Annotated in this window: 16 protein-coding genes and 3 pseudogenes; 6 read left to right on the plus strand and 13 right to left on the minus strand. The window is 58.1% G+C overall.

Going from position 1 to position 14,601, the window contains the following annotated elements:
- The 5 genes from AC244Q_RS14415 to AC244Q_RS14435 form a co-directional block, all read right to left on the minus strand.
- Positions 1–1,215, minus strand: a complete 1,215-nt coding sequence (locus AC244Q_RS14415; RefSeq protein WP_128406427.1) for a hypothetical protein — start codon at positions 1,213–1,215, stop codon at positions 1–3.
- Between the two features lie 243 nt (positions 1,216–1,458).
- Positions 1,459–1,761, minus strand: coding sequence for a hypothetical protein (locus tag AC244Q_RS14420; RefSeq protein ID WP_128406428.1), 303 nt, complete (start codon positions 1,759–1,761; stop codon positions 1,459–1,461).
- A gap of 84 nt (positions 1,762–1,845) precedes the next feature.
- Positions 1,846–2,190 carry a hypothetical protein gene (locus tag AC244Q_RS14425; protein WP_128406429.1) on the minus strand — a complete coding sequence of 115 codons (345 nt, stop codon included), beginning with the start codon at positions 2,188–2,190 and terminating at the stop codon, positions 1,846–1,848.
- Between the two features lie 139 nt (positions 2,191–2,329).
- A complete protein-coding gene (locus AC244Q_RS14430; protein WP_128406430.1) occupies positions 2,330–2,872 on the minus strand; it encodes a hypothetical protein in 543 nt (180 codons plus the stop codon).
- Between the two features lie 52 nt (positions 2,873–2,924).
- Positions 2,925–3,770 carry a thermonuclease family protein gene (locus AC244Q_RS14435; RefSeq protein ID WP_128406431.1) on the minus strand — a complete coding sequence of 282 codons (846 nt, stop codon included), beginning with the start codon at positions 3,768–3,770 and terminating at the stop codon, positions 2,925–2,927.
- A gap of 462 nt (positions 3,771–4,232) precedes the next feature.
- Between AC244Q_RS14435 and AC244Q_RS14440 the strand changes: the two are divergent.
- Positions 4,233–5,575, plus strand: a pseudogene (locus AC244Q_RS14440) (adenylate/guanylate cyclase domain-containing protein); the annotation flags it as partial.
- Between the two features lie 143 nt (positions 5,576–5,718).
- Here AC244Q_RS14440 and istB read toward each other — a convergent pair.
- Positions 5,719–6,453 carry an IS21-like element helper ATPase IstB gene (istB, locus tag AC244Q_RS14445; RefSeq protein ID WP_128408307.1) on the minus strand — a complete coding sequence of 245 codons (735 nt, stop codon included), beginning with the start codon at positions 6,451–6,453 and terminating at the stop codon, positions 5,719–5,721.
- A gap of 1 nt (position 6,454) precedes the next feature.
- Positions 6,455–7,954 (minus strand): IS21 family transposase, encoded by a 1,500-nt coding sequence (istA, locus tag AC244Q_RS14450; protein ID WP_113341084.1) that lies wholly within the window; start codon positions 7,952–7,954, stop codon positions 6,455–6,457.
- 140 nt (positions 7,955–8,094) lie between these two features.
- On the opposite strand from istA, the gene AC244Q_RS14455 reads away from it, so the two are divergent.
- On the plus strand, positions 8,095–8,475 hold the full coding sequence (locus AC244Q_RS14455; protein WP_245460737.1) for a tetratricopeptide repeat protein: 381 nt from the start codon (positions 8,095–8,097) through the stop codon (positions 8,473–8,475).
- Between the two features lie 214 nt (positions 8,476–8,689).
- Here the strand turns inward: AC244Q_RS14455 and AC244Q_RS14460 are convergent.
- A pseudogene (locus tag AC244Q_RS14460) lies at positions 8,690–9,106 on the minus strand (TSUP family transporter); the annotation flags it as partial.
- Positions 9,107–9,247: 141 nt separating this feature from the next.
- Positions 9,248–9,692, minus strand: a pseudogene (locus AC244Q_RS14465) (hypothetical protein).
- 214 nt (positions 9,693–9,906) lie between these two features.
- Between AC244Q_RS14465 and AC244Q_RS14470 the strand changes: the two are divergent.
- Positions 9,907–10,311, plus strand: coding sequence for an RT0821/Lpp0805 family surface protein (locus AC244Q_RS14470; protein ID WP_245460739.1), 405 nt, complete (start codon positions 9,907–9,909; stop codon positions 10,309–10,311).
- A 148-nt stretch (positions 10,312–10,459) separates the two neighbouring features.
- On the opposite strand, the gene AC244Q_RS14475 is transcribed toward AC244Q_RS14470, so the two are convergent.
- Both AC244Q_RS14475 and AC244Q_RS14480 read right to left on the minus strand, forming a co-directional pair.
- Complete coding sequence (locus AC244Q_RS14475; RefSeq protein ID WP_128408283.1) at positions 10,460–10,813, minus strand: hypothetical protein; 354 nt, start codon at positions 10,811–10,813, stop codon at positions 10,460–10,462.
- On the minus strand, positions 10,810–11,010 hold the full coding sequence (locus tag AC244Q_RS14480; protein WP_128408284.1) for a dehydrogenase: 201 nt from the start codon (positions 11,008–11,010) through the stop codon (positions 10,810–10,812). The genes AC244Q_RS14475 and AC244Q_RS14480 overlap by 4 nt, the downstream gene beginning before the upstream one ends.
- A 152-nt stretch (positions 11,011–11,162) precedes the next feature.
- Here AC244Q_RS14480 and AC244Q_RS14485 point away from each other — a divergent pair, with 152 nt between their 5' ends.
- Entirely contained in the window at positions 11,163–11,900 is a 738-nt protein-coding gene (locus AC244Q_RS14485; RefSeq protein ID WP_128408285.1) for a hypothetical protein, read from the plus strand.
- A 62-nt stretch (positions 11,901–11,962) separates the two neighbouring features.
- Here AC244Q_RS14485 and AC244Q_RS14490 read toward each other — a convergent pair whose 3' ends face one another.
- Both AC244Q_RS14490 and AC244Q_RS14495 read right to left on the minus strand, forming a co-directional pair.
- Complete coding sequence (locus tag AC244Q_RS14490; RefSeq protein ID WP_128408298.1) at positions 11,963–12,199, minus strand: hypothetical protein; 237 nt, start codon at positions 12,197–12,199, stop codon at positions 11,963–11,965.
- Between the two features lie 149 nt (positions 12,200–12,348).
- On the minus strand, positions 12,349–12,531 hold the full coding sequence (locus tag AC244Q_RS14495; protein WP_077988735.1) for a DUF3606 domain-containing protein: 183 nt from the start codon (positions 12,529–12,531) through the stop codon (positions 12,349–12,351).
- A gap of 337 nt (positions 12,532–12,868) precedes the next feature.
- Here AC244Q_RS14495 and ku (AC244Q_RS14500) point away from each other — a divergent pair, with 337 nt between their 5' ends.
- Both ku (AC244Q_RS14500) and ku (AC244Q_RS14505) read left to right on the plus strand, forming a co-directional pair.
- On the plus strand, positions 12,869–13,777 hold the full coding sequence (gene ku, locus AC244Q_RS14500; protein ID WP_128408299.1) for a non-homologous end joining protein Ku: 909 nt from the start codon (positions 12,869–12,871) through the stop codon (positions 13,775–13,777).
- 11 nt (positions 13,778–13,788) lie between these two features.
- On the plus strand, positions 13,789–14,601 hold the full coding sequence (gene ku, locus AC244Q_RS14505; protein ID WP_128408326.1) for a non-homologous end joining protein Ku: 813 nt from the start codon (positions 13,789–13,791) through the stop codon (positions 14,599–14,601).

Consider the following 14,601-nt stretch of genomic DNA (forward strand, 5'->3'; position numbering starts at 1 on the left):
TCAGGTCGATTTCGCTCCTGTCGCCCTCATCAACGACGCAATAGCTTGAATATCATCTCTCGATAGTCCACTGGCTGCTATGTCGCTCCGCGTCTGATTTACCCCCATCTGAACAGCCCCATCGAGTAACTCTCGCAATGGGCCTCCCTTCGGAGGTATCCTGAACAGCACGTCCTTCAGGAGTATCCATCCGTCGCCGATTGCGTAGCTGCCGACAAACACCACACCTTCCTTGTCATCACGTCCAGCCTGGTGAGTGATGCAAACCCGAGCCCTCATGTTTGCGGGGTCGATACTGGCGATCTCGACTCGGGTTCCGCCTGCGATTGCCATTTCGAGTGGCGGCGGCCCGAAAATCTGACCGGCCTGCCAGTCTTCGGTCCAATGCGTTTTGTCCGAAGCCATGATTTTCGCGTTGGAACCCATCATCGTGTGGATGAGCACGCTTGCCCGTGAAGGTAGTCCGGCATCCCATCGGTCCGGAACACGTAGCTCAATCCACAGCGAGCCGATCTGTGCAGCGAGGTATCCTGGAATCTCGGGATGCCCTAGAGGAACCAGATCAACATACTCGGAAAAGCTCCCGTGAACATCCTCAGTCCACACCCGTGAGCGCGGCAGCCAGCCCATTCTGTCCAGATTGGGCGCACAGAGCAAAGGCCCGCTCTGTTGAAACCGAGGGTGGTCGAAATGGAACACGTTCATCGCACTCATGATATCGTACTTATCCCAGTATTCGCCGGGCGCGGACCAGGTGGCCCTCTTGCGTGTGGATTGGTCATATGAGTGAGCGAGGCCAAAGAGATGCCCCGTTTCGTGCCCGAGGAATGTCACATTGTAGTCGTCGGGTCCGCCCAGAACGCCTCCGTGAGATCGACCTCCATCCCCGACGCTCACGTTGTATAAGGCCACAACCCCATCAAACTTGCTGGCGTCAATCCCGAAAAAATCAATCGCGCCCTGTATCTTACTCCAACGGTCCGGCTTGTTGCTCAGATAATCGTTCTTGTTTTGCTCGCTCGTTTTCCATCCGAACACTTCGGTTCCGTCTAGGTTGATGGTACCGAGCGAAGCGTCAGCCCAATAATCGTTGAGGCCTCCCGTTCCCCTCTTCACAAACAGATCGGTGAAGTAGTCGACGGGTTGAGGCTCAATGTCTTCCGTGTCGGAAAATTTGCAGAGAAGTACCGCGAGTTTCTGGCTACCTGTTGGCATTGCAATATCCTCCTGTACGTTTCAGGAACGCAGGATGCGTCCAACGAGAGGCGTGGGAATGCTGCTGTTTGCACGAAGGGTGCGACTATCCTGATCGCAGCGCTTGTAACGCTTGAGATGCTCGATGTAGCAGTGTCTTGCGAGACGATACGTCTGCAAAGCTTGCCAAAGTACAATAATTCGGTGAGATTTTACCTTGGCACGCAAAAACTGTATTATATATCACTAATCGCAGCAAGTGCGTTATGGGTCCTTGTTCTCACGTAAGCAGATGGCATGTGAAATGCCGAACGAAGCTTGCCCAACTCCGGCGGCTCCTTGCGGCTCCACGTCCTCGATCTTAGTGACTGGTAAATAGACCCCGGCATTCTTTGGCTCGGCTGTTCCGATGCAGTATGGCCGCTCACCCGCCGAGGCCTCTGCCTGCGCAGCAATGAAAAAGCCGTCAAAGCCAATTAGGAAAAACAGTAAAATTGCGGCAATCAGATCGACAAGCACACGACCAAAAACTCTCATGAAAATCCGCATCGAAAGGTTGAGCTTCACAAACGTCCAAGTGCAATTAGCAAAGGAACTTGAGCACCCACAACGCAAAGGACACGTCGCCCTTGTTGCAGGCACGCCGACGGATCACCGGTAGTCGGGAAACCTGACCTTCGCAACGTCGGGTGTGTCGAGCCATTTCCGGTAGACCTCGTACGTCACCGCGCCCGAAGCGATCCCCTTGATCATTCTGCGGCAAACGTCTCGGGCCGCCTCGTCAGCCGACATCGATGTGTCGCGCTCAGTCTGTGCTTTGGTCTCGGTGTCCATTTTCGCCATCCCCTCCTTGGCGCAGCCATCAATCAGACGACTGTGCGTCTCCGGCAGTTGACGGATGATCGAGGAATAATATCCGAACGTTTCCTCGTTCCAGCCGCTCTCTTCAGCCAATGCCGCGCCAGCATGTCCAAGGAGTAAGCCAAGGATCGCCACTCGGCCAGCACGCCCACACCACAGCTCATGGAGGGCTGAATTGAACAGCTGAGAAAACCTACCAGATCGGTCAGACATACCCTTCGAACTCCGATTTCTATGCAAACGGGCCCCCAGACCCCAGGTAACTCCCCCATTTTCAATGCCGTTGTGAGCTTTCGAAATAGCGATTTATGATATCCTTGACTTCGCTTGAACTGAATCCTGGAATCCATCTGTGCGGTATCGCTACGGTCCTTTCAAGAGGCTGCCGCTTGCGCAACTGTTCGAGTATCTCCGGATCAGCATCCTTGCGCACGGTCAGATAGATCAGCTCCGCCCAGCGGGTCTGAGGAATATCAACGCGTTCGATCATTGACCAAGGGATGAGTTTTGGCAGTTTTTGACCGGTAATGCCGTCGGGACCGATCACCATTATTGGTTTCGTGAAGTCCACCTGCCGGGCCTTTACTACAACAAAGACGATGACGACGAGGAACACGATCGCGAACAAGCCCTCTCCGACACCACTGGTGGGTCTGCTCATTTCGATCTGACCAACGGCGATGAGTGACAGGTAGACGAAGAAGATTGCCATGACGCAGACGACACCAATGAGTGCCCTGGTGCTTGGTCGCAATACCAGGACGGGCTGTGTAGCGCTCTGGTGGCTGTTGATGGTCGTAGGATGATCATTGGTCATTTGTCGAATTCAGCTCTCCGGAGCCCAATTAGCTGTTTTGTAGGCAGAGCGGTCACGACTGCCGTGCGCACCACGGTCGAGGCGTTCTCGGGCACCGGTTTCCTTCACAGATGAACGGGACGGCGAGGCCCTCACCGATCAGGACTTGTCCGACGTCCCGGCCATCGACTTTTAAGACGCCGCAACTGCGTCCGTGATTGCAGGCGTCCGTTCCTTCGGAACCGGCCGGACAAGCACACGGGACCTTCGTGAGTTGAACGTTGGGGGACTTGATCAGCTCCCTCAACCGGGACGATGCTCGCTCTCCCAATTTGCGTTCGTATTCACACTGGGGCGAGAACTTCTCCGGCGTGTTGAAACCAATCAGCCGCGTCCCTGCCCGCTCGCCTGCAACGTGGACCGTATCGCCATCTGTGACTGTGAACGCTTGGTCGACCGGCCCCATCGCATGCGACGACTTGCTAACCGTGCCCAGAAAAGATTGCACCGGTCCAGTCTCGAATACCGAGTAGACAAGACCGACCATCATGATGAGCGCCAAGATCGCCACGTCCCGCACAAGCCGCCTGCGCCACCACCTGATCCGTCGTGACAGGAAGGAAGGCGTGCAGAAGCGGGTACGACGTTTGTGCCGGGTCGCATGAGATGTCGCGCCCGCTTCTTGACGCCGCGTTCCATTGCCTCCCAGGATTTCATTCAGTTTCAGGAGTTGTTTATCGCTCAACCGTGCGCGGCTGCCGTACTTCTCCAACTTTGATAGCACATCCGAGAGAAAGCTCCGCTGCCATGGGCTCAGAGCCGCTTCCACCAATGCACTGCGAATATTGGCTTTGAGATGCTCAGTCTCAAAGAGCACGAGCGCCGCACTGCCTGGCGTCGAATCCGAATGGCTTTGCATCTAGCGCGGCAACCTGCTCGATTTTTTATAGTGAGCCCAAATAGCGGCGCTGAAGGCGACCATCGCGAAACAATACCAGCCGAACATCAGGCCAAGGACCCATAGATGCTCGCCGTCGCAAAGGACTAAAGCCCCTGCGACCAGCGCAATATGAGCAAGGACAAAGCCAATCTTAATGAAGAGCACCCAACGCAACCCTTGTTAGTAATTTGATTGTACGCAAAACAACCGCCGCTTCCAAGATGGGACTGCCCCCGGCTTAAAACCTGGTAAATGCCAAATTACGAAACAGGTCTGGTCTGGCCCGCCGACCAGCGGCTACTTCGAGGCACTCGACCAGCAGCCGTCGTCCATTCCGTTGGACGGTGGAGTGTTTCTCCGGATCGGAAGCGGCTCAATGGACTTCTACCCAAGGCGCAAATACCATGGGCGCTGTTCCACCTTATCGGGTACATTGCCCAAATGGCCGAAGAACGGGTCCAGCGCCGTCTTGCAGCAATCGTCGTCGCGGACGTCGTTGGCTATTCGCGTTTGATGGAGGGGGACGAGGTTGCGACCTTGGCGGTGCTGAAGGAGCGCCGGGCGACGATTCTCCAGCCCGTCGTGCGCGCGCATGGCGGCCGCATCGTCAAAGTGATGGGAGACGGGGTTCTCCTGGAGTTCGCAAGCGCGGTCCATGCCCTGTTCGCAGCGATCGAGTTGCAGCGGAAGATGGCGGATGCAAACGCTGCCCTGCCAGAGGCGCGCCGTATCGTCTTGCGCATCGGGATCAATCTCGGCGATGTCGTCATCGACGGCGGTGACCTTTACGGCGACGGCGTCAACATCGCCGCACGACTACAAAGCCTGGCCGAGTCGGGTGCCATCTACGTGTCGGCGAGATCCATGATCAAGTCAATCGCAAGGTTGCGGTTGGCTTCGACGATCTTGGAGCGAAATCTCTGAAAAACATCGCCGAACCGGTCCATGTCTATCGCGTGCTCGATGAACCGGCCGCCCCGATCGGTCGCGAAGGACAAGCGGCGCTGCCGCTGCCTGCCAAGCCATCCATCGCCGTGCTGCCGTTCACGAACTTGAGCGGGGAAGCCGAGCAGAATGTTTTCACAGACGGCTTGACCGAAGACCTGATTACCGACCTTTCAAGAAATGCCGGCCTGTTTGTTATCGCGAGGCATTCGACCTTTGCCTACAAAGGAAAATCGGTGGACGTTCGACTGATCGCACGTGATTTGGGCGTCCGCTATATTCTGGAGGGCAGTGCACGCCGCGCCGCCGGTCGCGTGCGCATCAACGTTCAGCTCGTCGACGCAGTTGGCGGAGATCACCTCTGGGCTGAACGCTACGACCGAAACCTTGAAGACATATTTGGTGTGCAGGACGAAGTCACAGACAAGATTGTCGAAGCCCTTGTCGGGCGGTTGGCGGCGTTGCCGGCCCGCAATCGACCGAAGAGCCTGGTGGCTTATGACAGTTGTGTTCGCGGGCGAAGTCTAATCACAGCGTTCACAAGTTCTCCAGAAGCGATCCGCGAGGCCGAGATGCTGTTGGACCAGGCGGTTTCCATCGATCCCGAATACGCCGAGGCATTTCACTGGCTGGCCTTTGTTCACTGGCAACTGTGGGCACACAGCATAGACCCCACGGAGGAGAACCGATCAAGAGGCCTTGAACTGGCGCGTAAAGCCGTGGCATTGGACGAGAACGACGCTGCCAGTCATTGGATTCTCGGATATTTGTTGGCCTATGAAAAGCATTGGCCCGAGTCCGATGAAGAGTTCGCAGCCGCCTTCGCACTGGAGCCAAATTGTCAATCGGCATCGTAACGGGACCCCTTATCGGCTCCCAAAAGGGACCCCTGCCTCTGGTTGCATAGGGTCAGCGCGCGTAGGCCCGGAGCTCTCCATTTAGCGCAGGGGCCTGCGGGCGCGGGTTGTTTGTCTTTTCGGCTTTAGCTTTGAGAGCGGTTTTTGAAGCGCCAGGATTCATTCCCGGTCTCAACGATTTCGCAATGGTGGGTTAGCCTGTCGAGGAGGGCGGCGGTCATCTTGGCGTCGCCGAAGACGGCCGGCCACTCGCCGAACGCCAGGTTCGTCGTGACGATGATCGAGGTCCGCTCGTAGAGCCTGCTGATCAGATGGAAGAGGAGCTGGCCGCCGGCCTGAGCGAATGGGAGGTAGCCGAGTTCGTCCATGATGACGAAGTCGAGCCTGGTGATGAAGTCGGCCAGCCGCCCCTGCTTTCCGCTACGTGCCTCCGTCTCGAGCCGATTGACGAGGTCGACGACGTTGAAGAAGCGGCCGCGTGCGCCGTTGCGGATTAGGGCGCGTGCGAGCGCGATGGACAAATGGGACTTCCCCGTGCCGGTTCCGCCGACCAGAACGATATTGTGCTGCTCGGCGAGGAAGGCTCCTGTCGCAAGCTGGCGCACGAGCCCTTCGTTGACCGGCGTGTCGGTGAAGTCGAAGTCGTCGATGTCCTTGGCCAGCGGCAGCTTGGCGACGGTGATCTGGTATTTGATGGAGCGCGCCTGCTTCTCGGCGATCTCCGACTGAAGTAGGTCGCCGACGATGCGTGGCGGTTCGTGCTGCCGCTTGATGCCGGAGGCCATGATCTCGTCATAGGCGCTGCGCATGCCGAACAGCTTCAGCGTGCCCATCATGTTAAGGATTTGGGATCGTTCCATATCAGCTTGCCCTCCTAAGGCTGTCGTAACGGGCGCAATCGGCCAGAGGCTCGTGGGTCAGGCGAAGCGCGTCGGGAATGGAAAGGATGGCGGCCGGCTGCGGATCACGCTTGCGGGCCAGGATGTTGATGATGACGGCAGCCGAGAATACGCCCTGATCGAGCGCCTCCTGGCAGGCCGCTTCGACGGCGGGGAGTCCGTCCAGGCCCACACATTCGAGGATCGACACCATCTGCCGGTCGCCGTCATGCATGGCCTTCAGCCGGCGGCGCACCTTCTCCATGGCGGCGGGCAAAACCCAGTCGTGGAATGGCGCACCGTTGCGCAGCGCTCCCGGTTTGCGGGTCAGGACCGGCACGTAATGCCAGGGATTATAGATCGTCTCGCCACGGCCGAAGCAGCGATCGTGTTGGCCGATCTCCACGCCATCCTGCCGGATGACGATGCGATCGGCATAGGCATGTATCTCGGCCGGGCGGCCGACTGCCGTGGACAGCACCGAGTATTTGTTGTTGTCGAAACGCACGAGGCAGGTCTTGCCGATCGAGGCCTGCACTGCGTGGAAGCCGTCGAACTTGCCGGGATAGCCGACCAGGTGCGGCCGTTCCGCATCGAACACCTCCCAGATCGTGCGCTCCGTTTGATCGACATGCTTATGGGCGCGGGCATAGCTGATGCACTTGTCCAGCAACCAGCCATTCAGCTCATCGTAGGATTTGAAGCGCAGCCGCGGCGTGAAGAAGCGTTCCCGCACCAGATTGACCTGGTTCTCGACCTGGCCCTTCTCCCACCCCGACGCCGGCGTGCAGGCCACCGGCTCGATCAGGTAATGGCTGCACATCTGCAGGAAGCGGCGATTGTACTGCCGTTCCTTGCCGACGAAGACCGTCTCCACCGCGGTCTTCATGTTATCGTAGATGCCGCGCGTGCAGGCCCCGCCGAAGAACGCGAATGCCCGGTCATGGGCATCGAAGACCATCTCCTGCGTCTCGCGCGGATAGGCTCTCACATACATCATCCGGCTGTGACAGAGCCGGACATGCGCCACCTTTACCGTCGTCGTCACGCCGTTCAGCACGACGATCTCGTGGCTCCAGTCAAACTGGTAAGCCTCGCCCGGCGCATAATAGAGCGGCACGTAGGCTTCCGCCGTTACGGAGCCGCGTTCCTTCGCCCAGGTTCGGGCGTAGCGCCGGACTGTGTCGTAACCGCCCTCGTAGCCGAGGTCGCGCAAGTCCTCGAATATCCGGATCAGTGTCAGCCGTTCGCGAGAGGATTTGGCCTCATTGGCGAGCAGCATTCCATCGAGCTGATCGCGCCAGGGGCCGAGCTTCGGCTGAGGTTGACGGGTCCGCTCATATTTGAACTCCGTCTCATCGCTGCGCAGAACCTTCCGCACCACTTTCCGCGATATGCCAAGCTCCCGGCAGATCGCCTTGATCGACTTGCCCTGCACACGGGAAAGTCGACGTATCTTTAGAATTGTCTCCACAACAAGCATCCAAATAAAAAGCCTCCGATGAAACCGGAGGCTGTTGTAACCCCATCGCAGATGGGGGTCCCGTTTGGACGCCGATCACCCCAAATGCGGGGTCCTTATTCCATGCCTAATCACAGCCAAATAATGCGGATGCCTTGGTCATGTGGTCGGAGCTTGCAGCGTACGCAGGTCGCGCATCGGAAGCGATCGAACTGATCCAAAGGGCGCTTCGACTAAATCCGCACCCTGCCGGGTGGTATTATTGGGAGCTTGGGCTCGCCTACTACGCGGCCGGCCAATATGAAGAATCCGTCAAGATTTTGCGCATGGAGGCCACCTACCGCAGCGCCTCACGCCGCATACTAGCGGCCAGCCTTGCCCAGCTCGGACGCATAGACGAAGCGACGCGTGAGGCAGCTCTTTTCATTGCGACAACGCCGAATTTCAGGATTTCTCACTGGGCCGCTGCGCAGCCCGCCCGCGACGTGGATACGGTCGAGCGCTTCGTCGAAGGCTACCGCATGGCCGGATTGCCGGATTGAATGATACCTGGTGCCTGTTCTGTGGCATTTGCCGCATACCGCGGGACTTTATGCTCATTAAAAGGAGCACCTATCAGTTGAGTCCGCTCACCTGCCGTGTTGGCCTGGACCCGAAACACAAGGTCAGCATTTGCGCCAGTTGGCTTCTGTCTGCGCAGTTCGACAGCTCGAGTCTCCTCGATTAGCATGGATAAGTTGAACGCGCAGCTTAGGATTGAACCGTTGAGAAGGTCAGAACACTCGGACGTGCCTGCGTCCGGAATACGGCGCTGACCCTCGGACCTGCCGCCAGCATCAATGTCGCTAGCAGCAAAAGCCATGGCAGGAGACCATCGAAAATCCTCGATGGGGTCAGCAGCAATAGAATGCTTCCGGCCACACCACCCATCACCGTAACGATGGCAATGGGCACGACATTGACGCCACACACATCTTTAACCCCGTCACGGTAGACCCACGAGCTCGCCATACCACCGGGAAACAAGGCTAAGGTGCTTGTCGCGTTTGCGGCTACCGATGGCACACCGACCGATATTAGTGCAGGCAAGGATACGAACGACCCGCCGCCTGCCAACGCATTCATGCTGCCTGCTAACAAGCCAGCAAGGAAAAGAAGCACGAAATCGTACATGTTCGATCGCCTTAGCACCCAAGCCTGAGTTCGGCCGAGCCTCTTGTCCAATACCGCTGCCACATCGCCGCACGATCTATCCCTAGTGGTCCTCGCAAGTAGAACGGGTCGCGTGCGTGAGCAACGCGTCTTTGAGCGACATCAATCCCGGCTTGGTATCGGCTTACCCTCATAGCGCACCCGAAAATTCCTCCTGTGAAAATCCTGCTCGAAGCAGACGAAGACGAGTTCCAGGTCATTGGCGCTGTCGCGCTTGCCAAGGAGGCTGATTGTGACAACGATAACGCCGCTATATCCGCGCGTCAGGCGGAAAGCCGCGTTGCGGATCTCAGTCCCTCCTGCACCGGTCTTCGCGGCGCTCATAGATGACCCAGAAGCGGGCAGCGTCCCAAGTCTGCCGCAGGATCTGGCTGACCTCTGCCTTGAACTCTTCGGCATGCATTGCCGGACCCCAAGACAATGCCGTCTCGCCCGCATCGCTAACGACATTGAGGTAACCGTCATATTGGTAAGCGCCTGACAGCGACCGTTCGATCATCTCGAATGCCGAGTTTTCGCTGATTGTTGTTTTGAAGAGAATGGCCATCGAATCGCTGCAGTTCAATAATGACCTGTCGGTCAGACGGCGAGATTACTGAGTGTGGGCTGAACGAGCAACGGAGACTTGACCATAGCGTCGCGATCGGGTGAAACGCATAGAGATCATTGTCCAGCCGTGCTCATTGAAGGTCTCTTGCCCCCTTAGGAGAACACGTTCGCGCCGTCTCCAGGCGGCCACGTCTCTTCGACCTCGCGACATCGTGAACCACCAGCAGCTTGAAACACAACCAGCAAAGCGCTTTACCCGACCGATGAATCTGAAGCACTTCATCTCGGCAATCAGCATCGCGGCTTTGGCGGCATGCTCGCATATCGACCCGCTTGAGACTCCCCTCGACCAGTCAGCAACCCAGCACCAGACGCCTCTGACCGATCAAGCGGTGATCGCAGATACTGTTGGTCGCAGTGCTGTCGGTGCAACTGCGCTTGCTTGGGCCAACCCATCGACGGGCAGCGCGGGTGTTATTGAACAGATCGATGCCAGTAACGATGGGCCTGCCGGATGTCGCGGTTTTGTAACCAGTCGGCAATCTCTCGACGGCATCACGCGCTTCAACGGCGTAGCCTGCCCGTCTGGGGATAGTTGGAAACTGGGCAGGCAATAGGAGTAGCGCTCGACGTCCGGTTCTCGCGTCAAGGACATCTTCGCCCTGCTCTCTTCGAACAACGATCAGTCGCAAGAACCCCCCGTACATCGCAACGGCCCGCCCCCTGCCCGGGGGAAGCCGCTCGGCTGGATTGCGCCGGAACCGTTCAAGGACGATCCATCTTGATTTGCCGCGACGGCTTTGAGGTCACAACCGTCCCGGTGTCGACGATGATCCAGAGAGTTCGAACCATATCTGCAGCTTCGCGGAGGAATCCCGAGATCCTCTCTTGGGAAAATGTGACGACGCCTTTTGCCGCGATGTCCAGGCGGACGATTGCATCGTGTTGGGTACCACTTCCAGGGATGCGAGCTTGCTCGCGCAGATCGCGTACCGTGGTCATCGCCCGAACCAACAAGCTCTCGATTTCGCTCGCGGTCAGGCGGTCGACTTCATTCGCCGCCCTCACGAGTTCTGCGACGAACCTCGGTACACTGGTCGTCTCCGAAGTTATCATCATCCCTCGAATTCAGCGCCGGGCAGCCAACCGCGCGTATAGCCTTTGCTGATGCATGCCTGGGCGATCGCAAGCTGTTCGCACAGCCGTTCGCGATCCTTGAGCAGAGCATCGATCGTTGCGCGCGGATCCCCTCCGTGCCAGGCCATAGCTGCATCGACGGGGTTGGATTCCGGTGGCGCATGACGTTCGGCAAGCATGTCCAATCCTCATCAGTTTAGGGGAAAGCATGCTCGGAGGCAATGTTGCGGCAGCGAAGCGGCCATGCAACGGCGCGACAGCGCGAGCACTGAAAAGCTAGACACCAGAACGAGTCGTAGCAAGGATTCGTTGAACGCTTAGCAGTCACAAGATGCGGCGTGTCCTGAGGCTTGAATTACCCTCCTGCCGGAGCAAGGTTGAGGACGGGGGAAAATCAATGAAAACGCTAATGATGCTTGCAGTCGGAATGGTGGCGTTCGATGCAGTCGCCACAGACTATCCCACCAATGGCAGGCTCTATAACCAGCAGGAGGATTCCTCGCTGACGTATAGCTGCAAGCTTCAGGCGGGCCAGCAGCGCCTTCGGTGCGAGTTCCTCCAGACGGCCGTTCGCAAGAAGGCGAAGGCAGCCGATCTGGAAAAGAAGCTCGACGAAGCTCGCAAGAACTATCCGGGTGCTGTGAAGGAATTCTCCGATCCCAAGGAATGCAACATGATGGGCGCGTGGCTTGGCATGGCCACCGGTCAGATTTCCATTGATGACACTCTCTCCCGCGATCCCAGAATAGCGACGGATGCCGGGAAGTTTAAGGAAGGCATGGTCCGTCTGCGAGAGGACGCGAAGGCGAACCCCAGTATGCTCGACACGCTCCGCGCTCTCGCAGGCATGTGCGATCATCCGACCGAGGAGAACTTCCTGAAGATCACCAGGGCCGACCACGCGAAGGATCTTCGGACCTGCGAGGTCAGCTCGAACCCGTTCACGCAGGAGTTCGTCTGGGTCTCCGACTTCGCGAATGGTGGTGCTTGGGTCGTATCATCCCAGCCCGAAGGTCCATGCGGTGTCGTCCAACTCTCTCGTATCGAGAAGGACCAGTCGACTGGATGAAGACGCGGTCGGATCACATGCAGTGCGAATTCATCGAGTTCAGCCCGATCTGATCTGGCCTGTCAATGTATTGAGCTGGAAGATGGCGCGTTTACCCGCGTGGCGGCTAGCCCGACGTAAGTGCCGATCAGAACGGTCGCCATCTCCTCTAGCGAGCGACAGCCCTCGTTGTAGAGTTCGATGGCGGCGTCACACAAAAACGAGGACGCTTGATCGTCCCACTCCACCTCGAAGTACCGATACCATTCACGGACCGCCTTCGACATCAGCAAGTGGTCGTTCTCAATGCACTTGGACATGCGTTACCCCAGACATGGAGGCGGCAGGCTTGCGGTGGCTATGACTGTTCGCTACCAGACAGCGGGCGTCGCCCTGATCCCAGATTTGGAAAGCCAGGACACCCACGGGACCTGCCTCGTCCCTGGACAGGAAAACGCCGTTCGGCCGTCTAACGACGACCAATCTCCGCCTCGACCTTCTTCCGTGAGTTTCCAGCGCTCTTCACGGCCTTCTTAACCGCATCTTTCGAGACGCCTTCCTTCGTTGCTTCGTACTTGACCTCGTGATCCTGGCCGCCGGCCACGCGGGCTCGATCCTGTGCGCGGCCGCGGGAGGTGGGTGTCTGTGCCATCGGGCTTCTCCTTCGAATGAACGTCCGCAGTAGAAACTCACAATGATTCAGGTGGTTCCCGGGAGATAATGGATGATGATGCTGCGCTTGAAGCAGCTGCGGAACTCCCTAAGCGAGGTGCCCGACATGGTGCTGGAGGAAGCAGGTCGCTGTGGCTCTTGAACTAAACAATCTCCCCCGCTTTCCACTACTGCCGGGCGCAATTCGACCAGCGGAGACGGCGGAATCAATTTGGGAGAGAAATTCCGTAAAGTATTGAAAAATGATTCGTTTTGAGTCGGAACGAATCACCCTGACACGTCTTTGAGTCGCGGATTATTGATTCGGAGTATTTGTCATGCCGTCAGGACAGCGTGCGCAGTGGAAAGGCTTTCTGAAGTTCGGCGAGGTAAGCTGCGGCGTCGCTCTCTACACGGCAGCCTCGACTAGCGAGCGCATCACCTTCAACACCATCAACAAGGCCACGGGAAACCGCGTCAACCGTATCTTCGTAGACAGCGAGACAGAGGATCCGGTGCCGAAGGAAGCCCAGACCAAGGGCTTCGAGATCGAGAACGGCCAATACATCATCATCGATCCCGAGGAAGTTTCCGCCGCGATCCCCGAGAGCAACAAGACGCTCGAGATCGAGGCGTTCATCCCGTGCTCCGACGTCGACGACGTCTACTTCGACAAGCCGTACTACCTCACGCCCGACAAGATGGGCGGAGACGCGTTCGCGGCTCTGCGCGATGCGATGAAGAAGTCGATGGTCGCGGCCATCGCCCGCACCGTCCTATTTCGTCGAATGCGTACGGTGCTGATACGGCCGCACGGCAAGGGCCTGATCGCCAGCACGCTCAACTACGATTACGAGGTTCGTTCCTCCGAAAAGGCTTTCGAGGAGATGCCCAAGCTCAAGATCCAGGGCGAGATGCTCGATCTCGCCAAGCACATCATCAGCACCAAGAAGGGCGAGTTCGATCCGGCGACCTTCGACGACCGCTACGAAGCCGCCCTCGCGGATCTGGTGAAGGCGAAGCTGGAAGGCAAGTCGCTTCCGAAGCCGAAGAAGGTGCAGGTCTCGAAGCCAAACGATCTTCTGGCCGCGCTCCGCGAGAGTGCTGGGATGATGAAGGCCGCTGACGATAAACCGAAACGCACTGCGGCCAATGCCAATCAAGGCACTGGCAGGCAGCGCGCCGCGCGCGGAGTGGCTTCGAAAGCCGCCTCTTCCGGGGCCGCTCCGCGGCGCAAGGCCAGCTAGGGGGATAGGTCATGGCTCCGAAATATTACTGGAAAGGCTATCTCAAACTTTCCCTGGTCACCTGCCCCGTGGCCATGACCCCGGCCACGAGCGAAAGCGAGAAGGTTCGCTTCCATACACTCAACAAGGAGACGGGCAACCGCGTCGTCTCGCGGTACATCGATTCCGTCACGGGCAAGCCCGTCAAGGACGAGAACGAAGCCAAGGGCTACGCTCGCGGGGAGAACGACTACGTAATCCTCACGGAGGACGATCTGGATGCCGTTGCGCTCGACACGGTGAAGACGATCGACATCGACAAGTTCGTCCCGGCCGACAGCATCGAGTGGATCTACCTTGAGAAGCCGCATTACCTGATGCCGGACGACGCCGTCGGCAACGAGGCATTCGCGGTGATCAGGGATGCCATGAAGGCCGACAAGGTTTTCGGCGTGTCGAAGCTCGTGATGGGCCGCCGAGAGCGGGCGGTCGTCCTGGAACCGCGCGGCGAAGGCATCGTGCTCTGGACGCTGCGTTTCGGCGACGAGGTTCGACCGGAGGAGAATTACTTCGAGGAAATCGACGAGAAAGCAGATCCGGATCTCATTCCCCTTGTGCAGCAGCTTATCAAGCAGAAGACCGCGCGTTGGTCTCCGGACATGGTCAGTGATCCAATCCAGGAGAGCCTGCTCAAGCTCATCGCTGAGAAGAAGAAGCTCCTCAAGCCTAAGAAGGCCGCCAAGGGAAGAAAGGAGGAAGCCGCTCCTGCTTCGAACGTGGTGAACATCATGGAGGCACTCCGCAAGTCGTTCGAAACAGACCTCAAGAACAAGAAGGCGGGATGA

It is taken from the genome of Rhizobium sp. CB2179, assembly GCF_057653455.1.